The organism is Bacillus sp. NH11B, assembly GCF_001884205.1.
GTDB lineage: Bacteria > Bacillota > Bacilli > Bacillales > Bacillaceae_G > Bacillus_A > Bacillus_A proteolyticus.
In genome coordinates this window covers 89,559-103,539 of record NZ_MAOG01000088.1, presented here as the reverse complement: position 1 = coordinate 103,539, position 13,981 = coordinate 89,559, and the positions used below count along the sequence as shown (strand labels likewise).

The window sequence follows — 13,981 nt, the reverse complement described above, 5'->3', positions numbered from 1 at the left end:
ATACTGTAGCTAAGTAGAAATTAGTAACATGTATTCGGATAGATTATTGCAACTTATGCCGTAAATAAAGAACATGTAATGTACAAGCATATTTGCAAATATGTTACAATGGAAAAAAATCAAACGAGGTGGTTGTTACGGTGCAATCGAAGCGAGAACAAGCCATTTTAGACAATATAAAGGAATGGGAAGCGCAATTAGTTGAGCAAGAATCGACCGATTTTCAAAAAATGTTTGATAAGTGGTTGCATACTACAATTGCGAAATTACCTGAGAAAAAACGAAAAGATTTCTTTACGAAAGCAGATGGATGGCTCTTTCATTTGCATGCGCTTATTCAAAGTTCACAATCACAGCTAGATGCACGTAATCGTATTTTAGGAACGTCGAGATTATTTGATGAATCAATTGAGCAACTTGAAGATTTGAAATCATTATCTATTGATCAATTAACATACATAGCAGAGCAGCAAACAGCACGTCATCGCCTATATTCATTCGTACAAGGCGGAGCAACGGGTGCTGGTGGTTTATTATTATTAACAGCTGATTTTCCGGTTATGATTGCGTTAAATGTAAAGGCTGTACAACTTATTGCGACATCATTTGGGCATGATGTGAACAAGCCTTATGAAATGATGCTTGCGTTAAAGGTGTTTCATGCGTCATTACTACCAGGAAGACTTCAGCAGTACGCATGGTACAATTTATTGCAAGAACTGGAGCAAGAAGATTCGTTCTTTTATGAAGGAGACGAAGCGGTGTTACAACCAGCTTCTACTGAGGTTGTGTTAAAGCAAATTTTGAAGACATTTTCGATTTATGCGCTTCGTCGTAAGCTATTCCAAGGTATTCCGGTAATTGGAATGGCGATCGGATCTACAGTGAACTATCGTTTAACAAGAAATGTTACTGAATTTGCGAATCGATTTTATCAAGTGCGCCACATAGTCGAAAAAGAAAAAAGAGCGTAAAAAAAGCGAGAGGCCGAAGCCTTTCGCTTTTTAGTTTGTTGCATGTTTTTTGGACATTGGAATTGATACTGGTTGCTTTGTTGCTTTCTTTGCTGCTTTTGGATAGTAAATTAAATCCAATGTTTTTGCCTGGACGGCAATCGAAAGAATCGTAAAAGCAATTTCTGTCCAATTTAAATAATATAATGAAAGCGCAAGAACAATCGCGTCAAAGACGAAGAAAATTTGCCCAATTGTAAAACGAGTTCGTTTACTTAATACAATTGTTAAAATATCGTCTCCACCGGTTGCACCGCCAAATCGCAATATAAAACCGAGTCCAATACCAGCTAACGCACCGCCAACTACTGCAGCTATAAATAAATTATTTGATAAATCTACCGTAAAAGGAGAATAATTTTCCATAAGGGAATAAAATGCTCCGAATGAAAGTGAACCTAAGAATGAATAGCCAACCATTTTTCTACCTAAAAATGAAGCACATAGTAAAATAATAGGGATATCCATTAATACAGTTGAAATAGATGGTGAAATATCATAAAAATTTTGGATAAATAGTGCAATACCTACAAAGCCACCTTCTGTTAAGTGGTTTTGGAAGTGAATGTGATATAGCGCTGCTGCTAAAATAAATGAACCGATTAAAACCATAAAAATTTCTTTAATAATTTGTCGACTTTGGATGTTCCTCATCGTTATTCCTTCTTTCCGTAGTTAGTAGTCCTTTTGGTGTTGTAAACTAACTACGAGCTCACATGTAGCTTTCAGTTAGTTTACGTAAAACTAACTACGCTATATGTCGCTGAAGAAATAACGAATAATCCTCTCGTCCATCAATTCTCCCTACCTTCGTTTTAGTTTAAGTCTTAAAGCGACTAAACAAAACGTGGAGTAGGATTCGTCATTTAGCAATCCTGCTCTTCTTTGTTTTGTTTAGTTTAGCTAGTAACAATTAAGTCCTAAACAAAACGCTATGTGTAAGAAGAGTCTTTTTTTTGCCAAATTATCCTTCGGGCAATCATAATTTCCCCACTCTCGTATTTTTTTCGCTAGACTAAAGTATCTGAGCTGAAAAATACGCTACGTGTATGATTCATCAATACGATGCCACATGCTCCTTCGAGCGATCATGATATCAAAATCCCTTCCTTCAAGATTTATATTATTATATCATACTTTCAAAAAATGTATGCGGATGGAAACCGACAATAAGCGGAGGGAATCTACAAAAATTGTTATGTTTAAATATTTTTGTAGAAAAGCCTAAGCTGTTCGGTAAGATTGGACAGTTTTTTAAAGTTTGTCCAATAAGTAAGAAAAGATGGGTTTTTATTCAGTTGTATTGTTCTTATCACTTTTATCTTTAAAAAATGCATCCCAGCTAATGACACTTAAAAAAGTTAAAGTGATAATAATGAAAGCTCGCATAAGTTTGAGACCTCCTTGTGTACATAGTATATGAATCAGTCACTTTTGGATGTGTCATTTTTTTACAAATATTAACCATTATGAGATTATATTAATATAGATAGATAAAAGGGAGAGTGAAGATATGCTAAAAGACATGTTCAAAAGAAAAGAATTAATATGCGTTTCATGTCAGAAAAAGATTCAATATGAAGAAGAGCTAGTTGCTTTTGTAAAGTTGCCAAAAGAAAGAAGTATATTAGTTGGTCCGTTTGATGTGTGTTTGGTGAAAACAGCACAAGAAATATATTGTAAATCGTGTTACGACAAAAAAGCATGACCCAAAGTAATTGAGGGGCATGCTTTTTTCATTGGTGTGCTTTTCCCTCAGATACATTTTGAGTGAGTCGATACCAAAGCCAAAGGTCATTAATGATGGAAGCGAGATCGGCAATTTCTGAATTAAGCTTGCAAGAAATTTCGAAGTCTTCTTCGTTATTTAAATGATGCTGTTTTGCGTTAATAGAGTGTTCGAGTTCTTTTATGCGATCAGGAATCTTTCCACGAACTTGCTCCCATTTTAATAAAATAGAATGCTGCGCTTGTTCAGAGATGTCTTCCCATTCGTCTTGTATGTTCGGCACTTCAATTCCTAGATGTTCATTGTATATAAAATACTTTTTCATAGACATCCCTCCATTTTCCTGCCTCTATTTTACATAAAAACAGAAAGAAGTTCGATGAAATTGTTTGAAAAAATTTGAAAATGACCCTTGATACATTTTGTAAAAGGTGTTAAAGTGTGAATTATTATAAAAGAAAATGAATATTTATTCTTTAGGGGGATGCAAAATGGAGAAGAAAAAAGTTGTGTTAGCATATTCTGGAGGTCTTGATACTTCCGTTGCAATTAAATGGTTACAAGAGAAGAATTATGATATCATCGCGCTTTGCTTGGATCTAGGGGAAGGTAAAGACTTAGCGTTTGTAAAAGAAAAAGCACTTTCAGTAGGTGCAATTAAATCGTATATGGTGGATGTTCAAGAAGAATTCGCGAATGAATATGCATTGATGGCGATGCAAGCACACACATTATACGAAGGGAAATATCCTCTTGTCTCTGCATTATCTCGTCCGCTTATTGCGAAAAAGTTAGTGGAAATTGCAGAACAAGAAGGTGCGACTGCAGTTGCACACGGATGTACAGGAAAAGGGAATGACCAAGTTCGTTTTGAAGTTTCTATTCAAGCATTAAATCCTTACTTAGAAGTGATTGCACCTGTGCGTGAATGGAAATGGTCACGTGAAGAAGAAATTGCATATGCAAAAGAAAACGATGTACCAATTCCAATTAATTTAGATAGCCCATTCTCAATCGATCAAAACTTATGGGGACGCAGCAACGAATGTGGAATTTTAGAAGATCCATGGGCAGCGCCGCCAGAAGATGCATACGAAATGACATTAGCATTAGAAGATACACCGAATAAACCAGAGTTTGTAGAAATTGGATTTGAAGCAGGAGTACCGACGACTTTAAATGGCACTTCGTATTCACTGTCAGAACTAATTAAAACGTTAAATGCCCTTGCCGGAAAACATGGTGTTGGACGTATTGATCACGTAGAAAATCGTCTTGTCGGTATTAAATCTCGTGAAGTATACGAATGCCCAGCAGCAATGACGTTAATCACAGCACATAAAGAGCTAGAAGATTTAACACACGTAAAAGAAGTAGCACATTTTAAACCGGTGATTGAGCAGAAAATAACAGAACTTATTTATAACGGTTTATGGTTCTCCCCTTTAAAACAAGCGCTTCATGCATTTTTACAAGAAACGCAAAAGAATGTAACAGGTACAGTGCGTGTGAAATTATTTAAAGGTCATGCGATTGTAGAAGGGCGTAAATCTGAGTACTCTTTATACGATGAAAAGCTAGCAACGTATACTGCCCAGGATGAATTTAATCATGATGCAGCAGTCGGATTCATTTCATTATTTGGTTTACCTACGAAAGTATACAGCCAAGTGAATCAAAAGAAGGTGGAAGCGTGAGCAAACTTTGGGGCGGACGTTTTACAGAAGAAGCGGAAGCGTGGGTAGAAGAATTCGGAGCTTCTATTTCCTTTGATAAGCAATTGGTTAACCAAGATATAAAAGGGAGTATCGCACACGTAACGATGTTAGCAAAGCAAGGCATCGTTACGAAAGATGAAGCGGAGAAAATAAAGATAGGTCTTCAATATTTATTAGAAGAAGCGAAACAAAATAAGTTACATTTCTCAGTTGAAGCTGAGGACATTCATTTAAACATTGAAAAGATGTTAATCGAAAAGATCGGTGAAGTAGGAGGGAAACTTCATACAGGCAGAAGCCGTAACGACCAAGTAGCGACAGATATGCACTTGTATTTAAATGAAAAAGTAGAACATATTATAAAAGCTACAAAACAATTGCAAACTGTTCTTGTTCATCAAGCAGAAAATAATATTGAAACAATTATGCCTGGCTATACGCACTTACAGCGTGCACAGCCTATATCATTTGCACATCATATTCTTGCTTACTTTTGGATGTTAGAGCGCGATGTGAATCGTTATGAAGATTCATTAAAACGCATTAACATTTCGCCATTAGGAGCAGGGGCGCTAGCTGGGACAACATTCCCGATTGACCGAGAATATAATGCGGAGCTTCTTGGATTTCATGGCATCTATGAAAATAGTTTAGATGCAGTAAGCGATCGTGATTTCATATTGGAGTTTTTAAGTAACTCATCTATGCTCATGATGCACTTATCACGCTTTTGCGAAGAACTTATTTTATGGAGTAGCCAAGAGTTTCAATTTATTGAAATGAGTGATCAATACGCAACAGGAAGCAGTATTATGCCGCAAAAGAAAAATCCGGATATGGCGGAACTAATCCGTGGTAAAACAGGCAGAGTATACGGTAATTTATTCAGTTTACTTACAGTAATGAAAGGATTACCGCTCGCGTACAATAAAGACTTACAAGAAGATAAAGAAGGAATGTTTGATACAGTAAAAACAGTAGAAGGATGCCTTCATATCATGGCAGGCATGCTTGAAACGATGACTGTAAACAAAGAAAAAATGGGGCAAGCTGTAACGCAAGATTTCTCTAACGCAACAGAAATTGCTGACTATTTAGCAAGCAAAGGACTACCATTCCGTCAAGCTCATGAAATTGTTGGGAAACTAGTTCTTCATTGTACGCAAAAAGGAATTTATTTATTAGATGTACCACTGGAAACATATAAAGAAATGAGCTCGTTATTTGAAGAAGATTTATATGAAGTTCTTTCACCTTACGCAGCTGTGAAACGTCGTAATAGTGCTGGCGGGACAGGGTTTAAGCAAATTGAAAAAGCTTTGGAGAAGGCGAAGGGGTTAACTATAGAGTTTGTTGGAAGTTAAATGATGTATGATATAAAAGGGAAGGTGCTTTTTTAGAAGTACCTTCCCTTTTTGTGTTTAGATTTTTAGGTATGTATCTATCATTTCATAATTGTTTTTCATAATCATAAAATGATGCCTCTCATGTATCGCTAATAGCTGAATAGATTGAATAAGGTTAGGGTAGTGAGCAATTGGATCTAAAAATACGATATGTCCTGCAATATTTTCTTCTATATTTTGAACTAGCTTTTTTATTTCATCTGTTTCATGTGAAAGTAAGTCTTCTAATTCTGTTACATTCATAGAATCATAAACTTTTTTTGAAGGGATTAAAATCCAAGGTGCTTTCATTCCTCTGCCATGCTTCTCCTTGTATTCGGCATAAATGTCATGAATTTCAGTTGCGAATGGGGTGTTTCTTCTTAGTTTGGCATAGGGGATAAGAGTGAAAGAGAATTTAATCGCTACTTTTAGCATCCTTGTAATTAAATATAAGTGATAAAAGTGTTCACCAATAGACCATTTTTTGTCCTCTTTCCTATACCATAGTTGTTCATGTGATAGTGAATGAAGCTTAGGTAGGAACTGGTTTCTTTGCACATGTAATGTGTGAAAATGTTTTGAGATATTTTCAGATTTCATAGTAGAGCATCCTCCGCACCTGTTTTTTCCTAATTATAACATTTTTCGTGTGGATTTAATTAAGCCTAGAACAGTATGTTCTAGGCTTAAAGCTTCATTGATTAATCATACTTATGTCGATCTTCTGTGATACGAATATACTCAATATCCATTAAATCTCGAAACAGCGCACCATGACTTAGTTCAACGCCATGTTTTTCTTTAAAATGTGAGCATATTGTATTTAACATTTCAATCTCTTGCTCGTTGACATCTAAAATAATACGTTCATGATCTCCCATATAAATCCTCCTTTTCTAAACACATATATTTTGTCCGTCTATTTCTAAAAAATGTATGTTAACCTAATGCTAGGAAATAAGAAAGGAATGGAAGATGAGACGTATTTATTTCATAGGGTTAATTTTGTACACATTAATTGTGCTACATGTGGCATTCCCATCAATATTTTCATTTGAGAATGTAGAAACAGTGCATGTTGCGATATTTATCTTTACTCTATTTGTAGTAGATTGCTGTATTTCTTTATGGCTTTCGAGAAAAAAGAAAGTACAAGGTGCAAAAGATAAAAAAGAAATTGAACGAAAAAAGAGAAAACGTTCATTTTGGATGACAACGTATTGTTTTTCATTAGTAATCACGGCTGCTTTTGCAAGTGAGCATATTCCGCTAGAAAGGTTAAATATCGAATTTTGGGCAATTGTATTTGCATGTTATTTTTTCATGCATTTTCTTCCTTATATGAAAGAAAAGCGAGGAGAAGAGGAAGATCCGATTGAAGAAGAAGCGAGAGAACAAGAGAGTAAGAGGATAGAAGAAGATCTAAAGAAACTCGGAGAACAAAAGTGGTATTTAAAATCAAAAATCATATATATTCTTTGTTTTATTACGCCGCCAATTGGTTATTTGTATGTTTTTTTGCTTCGCAAAAAAATGACAGAAGATGCAAAGCAAACGTACTTAACGGTTGCGACGTTAATGATGGCGTTATGGTCTTTGAAGTTCCTTCCGCCTTATGTGTTTGCGGTTGTCATTGTTGTTCTAGCTTGTCTCGTATTTGTAGTGAAATATGTGAAATGAAAAACACCAAGCCCATGTGGACTTGGTGTTTTTTTATTATAAATTAAAGATCACCTTGCTCCTCATCACCACGAACAACAAGGACATCGCATTTCGCGTAGCGAATAATATGTTCAGAGACGCTACCAATTAGGAAACGTTCAACAGCATTTAAACCAGTTGCACCACACATAATTAAATCCACTTTATGGTTTGGAGCGATTTCTTTTGAAATTTTAGATTTAGGATTACCAAATTCTAATACAGTTTCAATTTTTTCAAGACCAGCTTCAAGCGCAGTTTTTTTGTAGTCTTCTAATAAGTCTTCTGCAAATAGATTTGCACGTTCAGCAATTGCGCGGCTATAAGCTTCTACTGCTGAGTATGCTTTTACATCAACGATATGAGCAATTGTTAATGTTGCATTGTTGCGTTTTGCAACTTGAATTGCTTTTTTAAAGGCTTTTTCTGCTTCTTTAGAACCGTCCACCGCAATTAAAATATTTGTATATGTATTATTCATAGTAAATTCCTCCCAATCATTTTTATAACTGTTTACAACTTAATTATAAAACAAATTTTGGTAATGTGCTTGTCGGAAACGTTACAGAATTTTGAAAACTTTGCTTTAATTCATTTTAGTTGTAATTGAAGCGAGAACTTGTTACATATGGAGTATAGCAATTTAAAAGGAGGCATGTTTGTGAGACACGCGCTCATTACAGCCGGTACGAAAGGTTTAGGAAAGCAAGTAACAGAAAAGTTATTGGCTAAAGGATATTCAGTAACAGTAACATACCATAGCGATATAGCTGCTATGGAAACGATGAAAGAAACATATAAAAATATGGAAGAGCGTCTACAATTCGTGCAAGCTGATGTCACGAAAAAGGAAGATTTACATAAAATGGTAGAAGAAGCGATGAGCCGTTTTGGCAAAATTGACTTCTTAATTAATAATGCTGGTCCTTACGTATTTGAAAGGAAAAAATTAGTCGATTACGAAGAAGACGAATGGAATGAAATGATCCAGGGTAATTTAACAGCGGTGTTTCATTTATTAAAACTTGTCGTACCGATTATGAGAAACCAGCAATTTGGCCGTATTATTAACTATGGATTTCAAGGGGCAGATAGCGCGCCTGGATGGATTTATCGTTCAGCCTTTGCAGCTGCGAAAGTCGGACTTGTTTCTTTAACGAAAACAGTCGCATACGAAGAAGCTGAATACGGTATTACTGCGAATATGGTATGTCCTGGTGATATAATTGGTGAAATGAAAGAGGCAACGATTGAAGAAGCACGAAATCTGAAAGGTAGTAACACACCAATTGGTAGATCTGGAACAGGTGAAGATATCGCAAGAACCATTTCGTTTTTATGTGAGGACGATTCTGATATGATTACGGGCACGATTATTGAAGTAACAGGTGCTGTTGATGTTATTCATAGACATCGATAGAATTAAATAAAGTGAAGTTTCGAATAATTGGACAGTTTATCCTTTATACTCAGAGGTACGGATAATACTGTCCTTTCATGTAAGATTAAATCTATCGGAAAACTTGTATTATTTTTTTGTCAAATATTGAGATATTATGTTAGAATATAAGAGCGTAGAAAGCGCTTTAAAAAATGATTCAGGGGTCATTTCATAACTCAAGGGGGAACTAATAATGCGTATCGGTATTCCAACAGAAATTAAAAACAATGAAAACCGTGTGGCAATGACGCCAGCGGGAGCTGTACATTTAGTACAAAATGGTCATGAAGTTTTTGTTCAAAAAGGAGCAGGTATAGGATCAGGCTTTACAGATGAAGAATACGTACAAGCTGGTGCGAAACTTGTTGAAACTGCTGAAGAAGCATGGAATCAAGATATGGTTATGAAGGTAAAAGAGCCAGTTGCAAGTGAATACGGCTATTTCCGCGAAGGTTTAATTTTATTCACATACTTACACTTAGCTCCAGAACCAGAATTAACGAAAGCATTAATTGATAACAAAGTCGCATCAATCGCATACGAAACAGTACAATTAGACAATCGTTCTTTACCGTTACTTGCACCAATGAGTGAAGTAGCTGGTCGTATGTCTGCACAAATCGGTGCACAATTCCTTGAGAAAAACAAAGGCGGTAAAGGTATCTTGCTTGCAGGCGTTCCAGGGGTGAAACGCGGCAAAGTAACAATTATCGGCGGTGGTCAAGCTGGTACAAACGCAGCGAAGATTGCAGTAGGTTTAGGTGCAGATGTAACAATCATCGACTTAAGTGCAGAACGTCTTCGTCAGTTAGATGACATTTTCGGAAACCAAGTAAAAACTTTAATGTCTAACCCGTACAACATTGCAGAAGCTGTAAAAGAATCTGATCTTGTAATCGGTGCGGTATTAATCCCAGGTGCAAAAGCGCCAAAACTTGTAACAGAAGAAATGATTCAATCAATGGAACCAGGTTCTGTCGTTGTAGATATCGCGATTGACCAAGGTGGTATTTTCGAAACAACTGACCGTATTACAACTCATGACAACCCAACTTACGAAAAACATGGCGTTGTTCATTATGCAGTTGCAAATATGCCAGGTGCGGTTCCACGTACATCAACTCTTGCATTAACAAACGTAACAGTGCCATATGCAGTACAAATTGCTAACAAAGGCTACAAAGCTGCTTGCCTAGGCAACACTGCATTATTAAAAGGTATTAACACATTAGATGGCTATGTAACATTCGAAGCAGTGGCAGAAGCGCACGGCTTACAATACGCTGATGCAAAAGAGCTTCTTGAAAAAGCTCCTGCTTTATCATAATAGAGATATGTTCGGGACCTTCCTTTTTAGGAGGGTCTTTTTTTATGGGGAATAACATGTAAAAAATTGTTATTTTTTAATGTTAACAGACCTTTATTGTGATAATTTAGAATTATACAATATAAAAGAGGGGATTCAATGGGGAGCAAAAATAGGAAGAAAAAGCAAGCTAGGAGACAGAAATACATAAAGAAGAAACAGGAACAGAACATACCCACTTCAAAAAAAGTAGTCATTATGATAGAAAAAACATTTCGGTATATTTGTATGGCTCTGTATGTAATTTTGTGTATGTATTCACTTGGGGTGTTTTACAGTTTTGGGATAACTCCCAATATTATTGAGAGTATTCTAGAATTTATACTTGTCGTAATAGAATTAGCCTTATTCGTTATACTCTTTGCTACAGTATGGCCTAGTCATGAAAGTAAGAGAGATAGGAAAAAAAAGAGAAAAAAATCTTCATACGCTTCAAACTCATCAAGTGGATTTGGTTACGACAGTAACAATGATTGTAGCAGCTCAAGTGATAGTGGAGGCGACTGCGGGGGTGGCGGAGACTAAGTTAGTTTTTCAGGAGAACGACTAATGAAAGGGTGGGACGAAATATGGAAACTGTGAACTTAATAGAATTAACGAAGGACATTCAAGATCAACATAAAAACTTCGTCGTTTCAAATGTAAATAGTCATTGCTTACGAATCGCTGTATTTACTGGTGAATATGATTGGCACTATCATTCTAATTCGGATGAATTATTTATTGTGTTAGAGGGAGAATTACTTATCGATTTTGAAGATGGAGAAACGGCGGTATTAAAGCCAAATGATTCTATTTTAATTCCAGCATGTACGATTCATAGAACAAGAGCATTAAAGAGAACGGTAAATCTTTGTTTTGAAAATATAGAGGCTGATACGATTAAAGTAGAGCAAGTATGAAAAAATTATCTGTAGCCGAGTATAGAAAAATCCTTCCGATTTTAGAAAGTCATACAAAAACGACGACGTTTGCTTATGCGGTATGTGATCAAATGATAGATGGTGAGGTTTTTGCAAACGAGAAGTTAACAGCAGGACTAATTAGTACAGCTAACGGTATCTATTATTTATTTGGTGATACTGATGATCAAAATTATAACGAAGATTTATTTTCGTATATAAAAACGGCTATTGAAAAAATAGAGAAGAGATTTACACTCTTCACTTCGAGTGAAGAATGGGAAATGATGATTGAAGAGCGTTTTAGTAATGTACTTCGGAACATCCCGCGAATGAAATTTCAAAGAGTAACTTATGAAGAGAGAAAACGAGGTTGTAACAAAAATACATATGAAGTGAAGCGTATTGATAGAAAAGATATAGCACAAAGCAATGAATTTACAGAGGAATATTATAAAGAATATTGGGGATCAATTGAAGCGTTTTTGAATGATGGTTTTGGATTTTGTATAGAACAAGAAGGAATGATTGTAGCGGAATGTGTTTCGATATTTAGTGGGAATGAGTTTGCTGAAATCGATATTGCAACGCATGAAGCGCATCAAGGGAAAGGGTTAGCTCAAGCTGTTGCAACGCGGTTCATTGAACATTGCATAAAAAATGATATTACACCTTGCTGGGATTGTTATGTAGATAATATTCCTTCGCAAAAATTAGCTAGTAAATTAAGTTTTAATAATCCAATAGAATATAGATTGTTTGTACGTAAGAAAACGGGGGAATAAAAATGAATGTGGAGTTAACAAGATTTAAAGTGAAACAAGGTAAAAGTCATCGTGTAGATGAATGGATGCAGCTTCTTAATGACAATATGAAAGAAGTGCTTTTGACACTAAACGACGAAAAGATGTACGTTGAGACAATTTTCCGGGAAATAAGAGATGGAGAAGAGTACTTATATTGGTATTCTGTGCAAGGAGAAGGCGGGGCTCTTGTCGAAAATTCTCATCATGAAATTGATAAAAAGCACTTAGCGTTTTGGTATGAGTGTATTGATGAAGAAGCGCCGGCTTTTGATATGAAAACAGAAGTCGTTATGATTCAAGATGTTGTGAAGGAAGCGATGAAATAATAGAATAGTATTTTTGTGAGAAGTGCATCAAAATGGATGTGCTTTTTATTATGAAAAATTTTTCGGAAAGGCTGTATACATGTTGTGCTTTCAAACGTTGAGTATATAGAAAGGAGAGCTAGATGAGTCATGAGACGTTTGAATCATTATCAATAGAGAAATCAAAAGCTGTGTTTGGATTTCAGAGGAGTTATGCTGATAGAAAGAAAGATGAGTACGAGGATATTAAAATAAACTCTATGGAGTTTATTAAATCTATGAAATCTTTAAGTGAAAATAAAGGGGGATATCAAGAAGGTTTTAGGATAAACTATAATGAGATCAAAAACTTCAAATCAGAAGACTTACCAACATACGGTGTAGTTGTAACAGGCAAAAGAGAGGATTTACAAAGTTTACAAGGAGCACCATATATTAAGGCTGCTGTTAGAGGTGTAACAGTTGAGAAATATTGATTACAAGTAATTAATGTGAATAATCAGAAAATTTATGTTATAATATGGGAAAAGGAGGTTTATATGAGGCAAATACATGGAGCGATATATATTTACATAACATTGTTTTTCGTAGGAGCGTCTTATGGGTTGGGGCATGTGTATTCGCATCCTATATTAACCTTTTTGAGTGGAGCATGTATGGCGTTTGCGATTCTTGTCCATCTTTTCTCAGTCTGGATTGTGAAATTTCAATTAAATATTAGTGAAATAGAAGAAGGTACTTTTTAAAGTGCCTTCTTTTTTAATAATATTTTGGAAGCTCTTGGAGCAATTTTTCAATTTCGTATTCGGTTTTATCACATATAGAAAGCGTGCGTAGTCTGAAAAATAAGCTACGTAAGAAAGATTTTATATTTCCGTATAGAAACTCGTACGATTTAATATGTAGTGTTTGTTTTTTGACGGGTAATTGAGCTACTAAGTCATGAAGGGCTAATATGAGTACTTCTTCCTTTAGACCATTTTGTAGCATTGCGACAATTGGATAAACGAGACGCTCGTCTTCTTCATATTTGTAGTAAATAGAATGGACACAAACTTTGTGTAATAAAGTTTGTAATATCTCTTCGTAATGTGAAATTTCCAGTTTAGGACTATGAACAATCGCCTCAAATGTATCAGAAGCATGAGCGATGCTATGTGCCCAGCCGTAGTCTTTCACATATCCACGGAAATCATGTTCATTGTTCATATATAGAATTAATTGATCTTTTACATGTAAAAGATCAGTCTGTGATAAGAAATTATGATTTGTATCAGCATCAATAATGAGTGCGATTAATAATGTTGTAAATGCACGGGTAAATACAGCATCTTCGTCATCTGAATGAATTTTATACAATAAATATTTTTCACTGATGCTTTCTAATAAAAGTTTCTGTAATTGTGTGTGTGATAGGTAGTCCCTTTTGATGAGATGATAAAAAGTAGAGTAAATAAGTTTGTCCCTTAAATAGCTATCAGTAACACCGATATGTTCAAGCATACTGGAACTTAAAGAATCAATGTTAAGGGTGTTATTAATTATGTAATTATTATTACGAATTTCTTCTAACTGTTGTTGTAACATATAAACCTCCTATTTTAGAAAATTC

18 protein-coding genes and 1 pseudogene are annotated in these 13,981 nt (G+C 35.3%); 13 read left to right on the top strand and 6 right to left on the bottom strand.

What is annotated here, in order from left to right; genetic code table 11:
* The first annotated feature begins 140 nt into the window (after positions 1–140).
* Positions 141–974, top strand: a complete 834-nt coding sequence (locus BAU27_RS12810) for an EcsC family protein (RefSeq protein ID WP_071748315.1) — start codon at positions 141–143, stop codon at positions 972–974.
* A gap of 30 nt (positions 975–1,004) precedes the next feature.
* On the opposite strand, the gene BAU27_RS12805 is transcribed toward BAU27_RS12810, so the two are convergent.
* Positions 1,005–1,667, bottom strand: coding sequence for a YitT family protein (locus BAU27_RS12805; RefSeq protein ID WP_071748314.1), 663 nt, complete (start codon positions 1,665–1,667; stop codon positions 1,005–1,007).
* An 859-nt stretch (positions 1,668–2,526) separates the two neighbouring features.
* On the opposite strand from BAU27_RS12805, the gene BAU27_RS12800 reads away from it, so the two are divergent.
* Positions 2,527–2,721 carry a hypothetical protein gene (locus BAU27_RS12800; RefSeq protein WP_071748313.1) on the top strand — a complete coding sequence of 65 codons (195 nt, stop codon included), beginning with the start codon at positions 2,527–2,529 and terminating at the stop codon, positions 2,719–2,721.
* A gap of 28 nt (positions 2,722–2,749) precedes the next feature.
* On the opposite strand, the gene BAU27_RS12795 is transcribed toward BAU27_RS12800, so the two are convergent.
* Positions 2,750–3,067 (bottom strand): radical SAM protein, encoded by a 318-nt coding sequence (locus tag BAU27_RS12795; protein ID WP_071771049.1) that lies wholly within the window; start codon positions 3,065–3,067, stop codon positions 2,750–2,752.
* 166 nt (positions 3,068–3,233) lie between these two features.
* Here BAU27_RS12795 and BAU27_RS12790 point away from each other — a divergent pair, with 166 nt between their 5' ends.
* Both BAU27_RS12790 and argH read left to right on the top strand, forming a co-directional pair.
* A complete protein-coding gene (locus BAU27_RS12790; RefSeq protein ID WP_071748311.1) occupies positions 3,234–4,439 on the top strand; it encodes an argininosuccinate synthase in 1,206 nt (401 codons plus the stop codon).
* Positions 4,436–5,824: an argininosuccinate lyase gene (gene argH / locus BAU27_RS12785; RefSeq protein WP_071771048.1), complete on the top strand. Its 1,389-nt coding sequence runs from the start codon at positions 4,436–4,438 to the stop codon at positions 5,822–5,824. The genes BAU27_RS12790 and argH overlap by 4 nt, the downstream gene beginning before the upstream one ends.
* A 57-nt stretch (positions 5,825–5,881) precedes the next feature.
* On the opposite strand, the gene BAU27_RS12780 is transcribed toward argH, so the two are convergent.
* On the bottom strand, positions 5,882–6,448 hold the full coding sequence (locus tag BAU27_RS12780; protein ID WP_071771047.1) for a DinB family protein: 567 nt from the start codon (positions 6,446–6,448) through the stop codon (positions 5,882–5,884).
* Between the two features lie 101 nt (positions 6,449–6,549).
* The gene (locus BAU27_RS12775; RefSeq protein ID WP_070145106.1) at positions 6,550–6,729 is read right to left on the bottom strand and encodes a ProA domain protein; all 180 of its coding nucleotides are present in this window, start codon (positions 6,727–6,729) and stop codon (positions 6,550–6,552) included.
* 94 nt (positions 6,730–6,823) lie between these two features.
* On the opposite strand from BAU27_RS12775, the gene BAU27_RS12770 reads away from it, so the two are divergent.
* A complete protein-coding gene (locus BAU27_RS12770) occupies positions 6,824–7,528 on the top strand; it encodes a hypothetical protein (protein ID WP_071771046.1) in 705 nt (234 codons plus the stop codon).
* Positions 7,529–7,571: 43 nt separating this feature from the next.
* Here the strand turns inward: BAU27_RS12770 and BAU27_RS12765 are convergent, their stop codons facing one another.
* Positions 7,572–8,030: a universal stress protein gene (locus BAU27_RS12765; RefSeq protein ID WP_001066672.1), complete on the bottom strand. Its 459-nt coding sequence runs from the start codon at positions 8,028–8,030 to the stop codon at positions 7,572–7,574.
* 147 nt (positions 8,031–8,177) lie between these two features.
* Here BAU27_RS12765 and BAU27_RS12760 point away from each other — a divergent pair, with 147 nt between their 5' ends.
* The 8 genes and pseudogenes from BAU27_RS12760 (at position 8,178) to BAU27_RS12725 (ending at position 13,115) form a co-directional block, all read left to right on the top strand.
* The gene (locus BAU27_RS12760; RefSeq protein ID WP_071771045.1) at positions 8,178–8,969 is read left to right on the top strand and encodes an SDR family oxidoreductase; all 792 of its coding nucleotides are present in this window, start codon (positions 8,178–8,180) and stop codon (positions 8,967–8,969) included.
* Positions 8,970–9,183: 214 nt separating this feature from the next.
* A complete protein-coding gene (ald, locus tag BAU27_RS12755) occupies positions 9,184–10,317 on the top strand; it encodes an alanine dehydrogenase (protein ID WP_071748306.1) in 1,134 nt (377 codons plus the stop codon).
* 138 nt (positions 10,318–10,455) lie between these two features.
* Positions 10,456–10,881, top strand: coding sequence for a hypothetical protein (locus BAU27_RS12750; RefSeq protein ID WP_071771044.1), 426 nt, complete (start codon positions 10,456–10,458; stop codon positions 10,879–10,881).
* A 44-nt stretch (positions 10,882–10,925) separates the two neighbouring features.
* Positions 10,926–11,258: a cupin domain-containing protein gene (locus BAU27_RS12745; protein WP_071748305.1), complete on the top strand. Its 333-nt coding sequence runs from the start codon at positions 10,926–10,928 to the stop codon at positions 11,256–11,258.
* Positions 11,255–12,043: a GNAT family N-acetyltransferase gene (locus BAU27_RS12740; RefSeq protein WP_071748304.1), complete on the top strand. Its 789-nt coding sequence runs from the start codon at positions 11,255–11,257 to the stop codon at positions 12,041–12,043. The genes BAU27_RS12745 and BAU27_RS12740 overlap by 4 nt, the downstream gene beginning before the upstream one ends.
* 2 nt (positions 12,044–12,045) lie before the next feature.
* Complete coding sequence (locus BAU27_RS12735) at positions 12,046–12,390, top strand: DUF6176 family protein (RefSeq protein ID WP_071771043.1); 345 nt, start codon at positions 12,046–12,048, stop codon at positions 12,388–12,390.
* 161 nt (positions 12,391–12,551) lie between these two features.
* Positions 12,552–12,845: pseudogene (locus tag BAU27_RS12730) on the top strand (anti sigma factor C-terminal domain-containing protein); the annotation flags it as partial.
* 63 nt (positions 12,846–12,908) lie between these two features.
* Complete coding sequence (locus tag BAU27_RS12725; protein WP_071748301.1) at positions 12,909–13,115, top strand: hypothetical protein; 207 nt, start codon at positions 12,909–12,911, stop codon at positions 13,113–13,115.
* 13 nt (positions 13,116–13,128) lie between these two features.
* Here the strand turns inward: BAU27_RS12725 and BAU27_RS12720 are convergent, their stop codons facing one another.
* Complete coding sequence (locus BAU27_RS12720; protein ID WP_071771042.1) at positions 13,129–13,956, bottom strand: DUF2785 domain-containing protein; 828 nt, start codon at positions 13,954–13,956, stop codon at positions 13,129–13,131.
* Between the last annotated feature and the right edge of the window lie 25 nt (positions 13,957–13,981).

Coding starts and splice junctions, on each gene's coding strand:
- BAU27_RS12750 (WP_071771044.1), top strand. CDS start 10,456: ATGGGGAGCAAAAATAGGAAGAAAAAGCAAGCTAGGAGACAGAAATAC.
- BAU27_RS12745 (WP_071748305.1), top strand. CDS start 10,926: ATGGAAACTGTGAACTTAATAGAATTAACGAAGGACATTCAAGATCAA.
- BAU27_RS12780 (WP_071771047.1), bottom strand. CDS start 6,448: ATGAAATCTGAAAATATCTCAAAACATTTTCACACATTACATGTGCAA.
- BAU27_RS12725 (WP_071748301.1), top strand. CDS start 12,909: ATGAGGCAAATACATGGAGCGATATATATTTACATAACATTGTTTTTC.
- BAU27_RS12805 (WP_071748314.1), bottom strand. CDS start 1,667: ATGAGGAACATCCAAAGTCGACAAATTATTAAAGAAATTTTTATGGTT.
- BAU27_RS12735 (WP_071771043.1), top strand. CDS start 12,046: ATGAATGTGGAGTTAACAAGATTTAAAGTGAAACAAGGTAAAAGTCAT.
- BAU27_RS12790 (WP_071748311.1), top strand. CDS start 3,234: ATGGAGAAGAAAAAAGTTGTGTTAGCATATTCTGGAGGTCTTGATACT.
- BAU27_RS12765 (WP_001066672.1), bottom strand. CDS start 8,030: ATGAATAATACATATACAAATATTTTAATTGCGGTGGACGGTTCTAAA.
- BAU27_RS12760 (WP_071771045.1), top strand. CDS start 8,178: ATGGAGTATAGCAATTTAAAAGGAGGCATGTTTGTGAGACACGCGCTC.
- BAU27_RS12775 (WP_070145106.1), bottom strand. CDS start 6,729: ATGGGAGATCATGAACGTATTATTTTAGATGTCAACGAGCAAGAGATT.
- BAU27_RS12795 (WP_071771049.1), bottom strand. CDS start 3,067: ATGAAAAAGTATTTTATATACAATGAACATCTAGGAATTGAAGTGCCG.
- BAU27_RS12720 (WP_071771042.1), bottom strand. CDS start 13,956: ATGTTACAACAACAGTTAGAAGAAATTCGTAATAATAATTACATAATT.
- BAU27_RS12740 (WP_071748304.1), top strand. CDS start 11,255: ATGAAAAAATTATCTGTAGCCGAGTATAGAAAAATCCTTCCGATTTTA.
- BAU27_RS12770 (WP_071771046.1), top strand. CDS start 6,824: ATGAGACGTATTTATTTCATAGGGTTAATTTTGTACACATTAATTGTG.
- BAU27_RS12800 (WP_071748313.1), top strand. CDS start 2,527: ATGCTAAAAGACATGTTCAAAAGAAAAGAATTAATATGCGTTTCATGT.
- ald (WP_071748306.1), top strand. CDS start 9,184: ATGCGTATCGGTATTCCAACAGAAATTAAAAACAATGAAAACCGTGTG.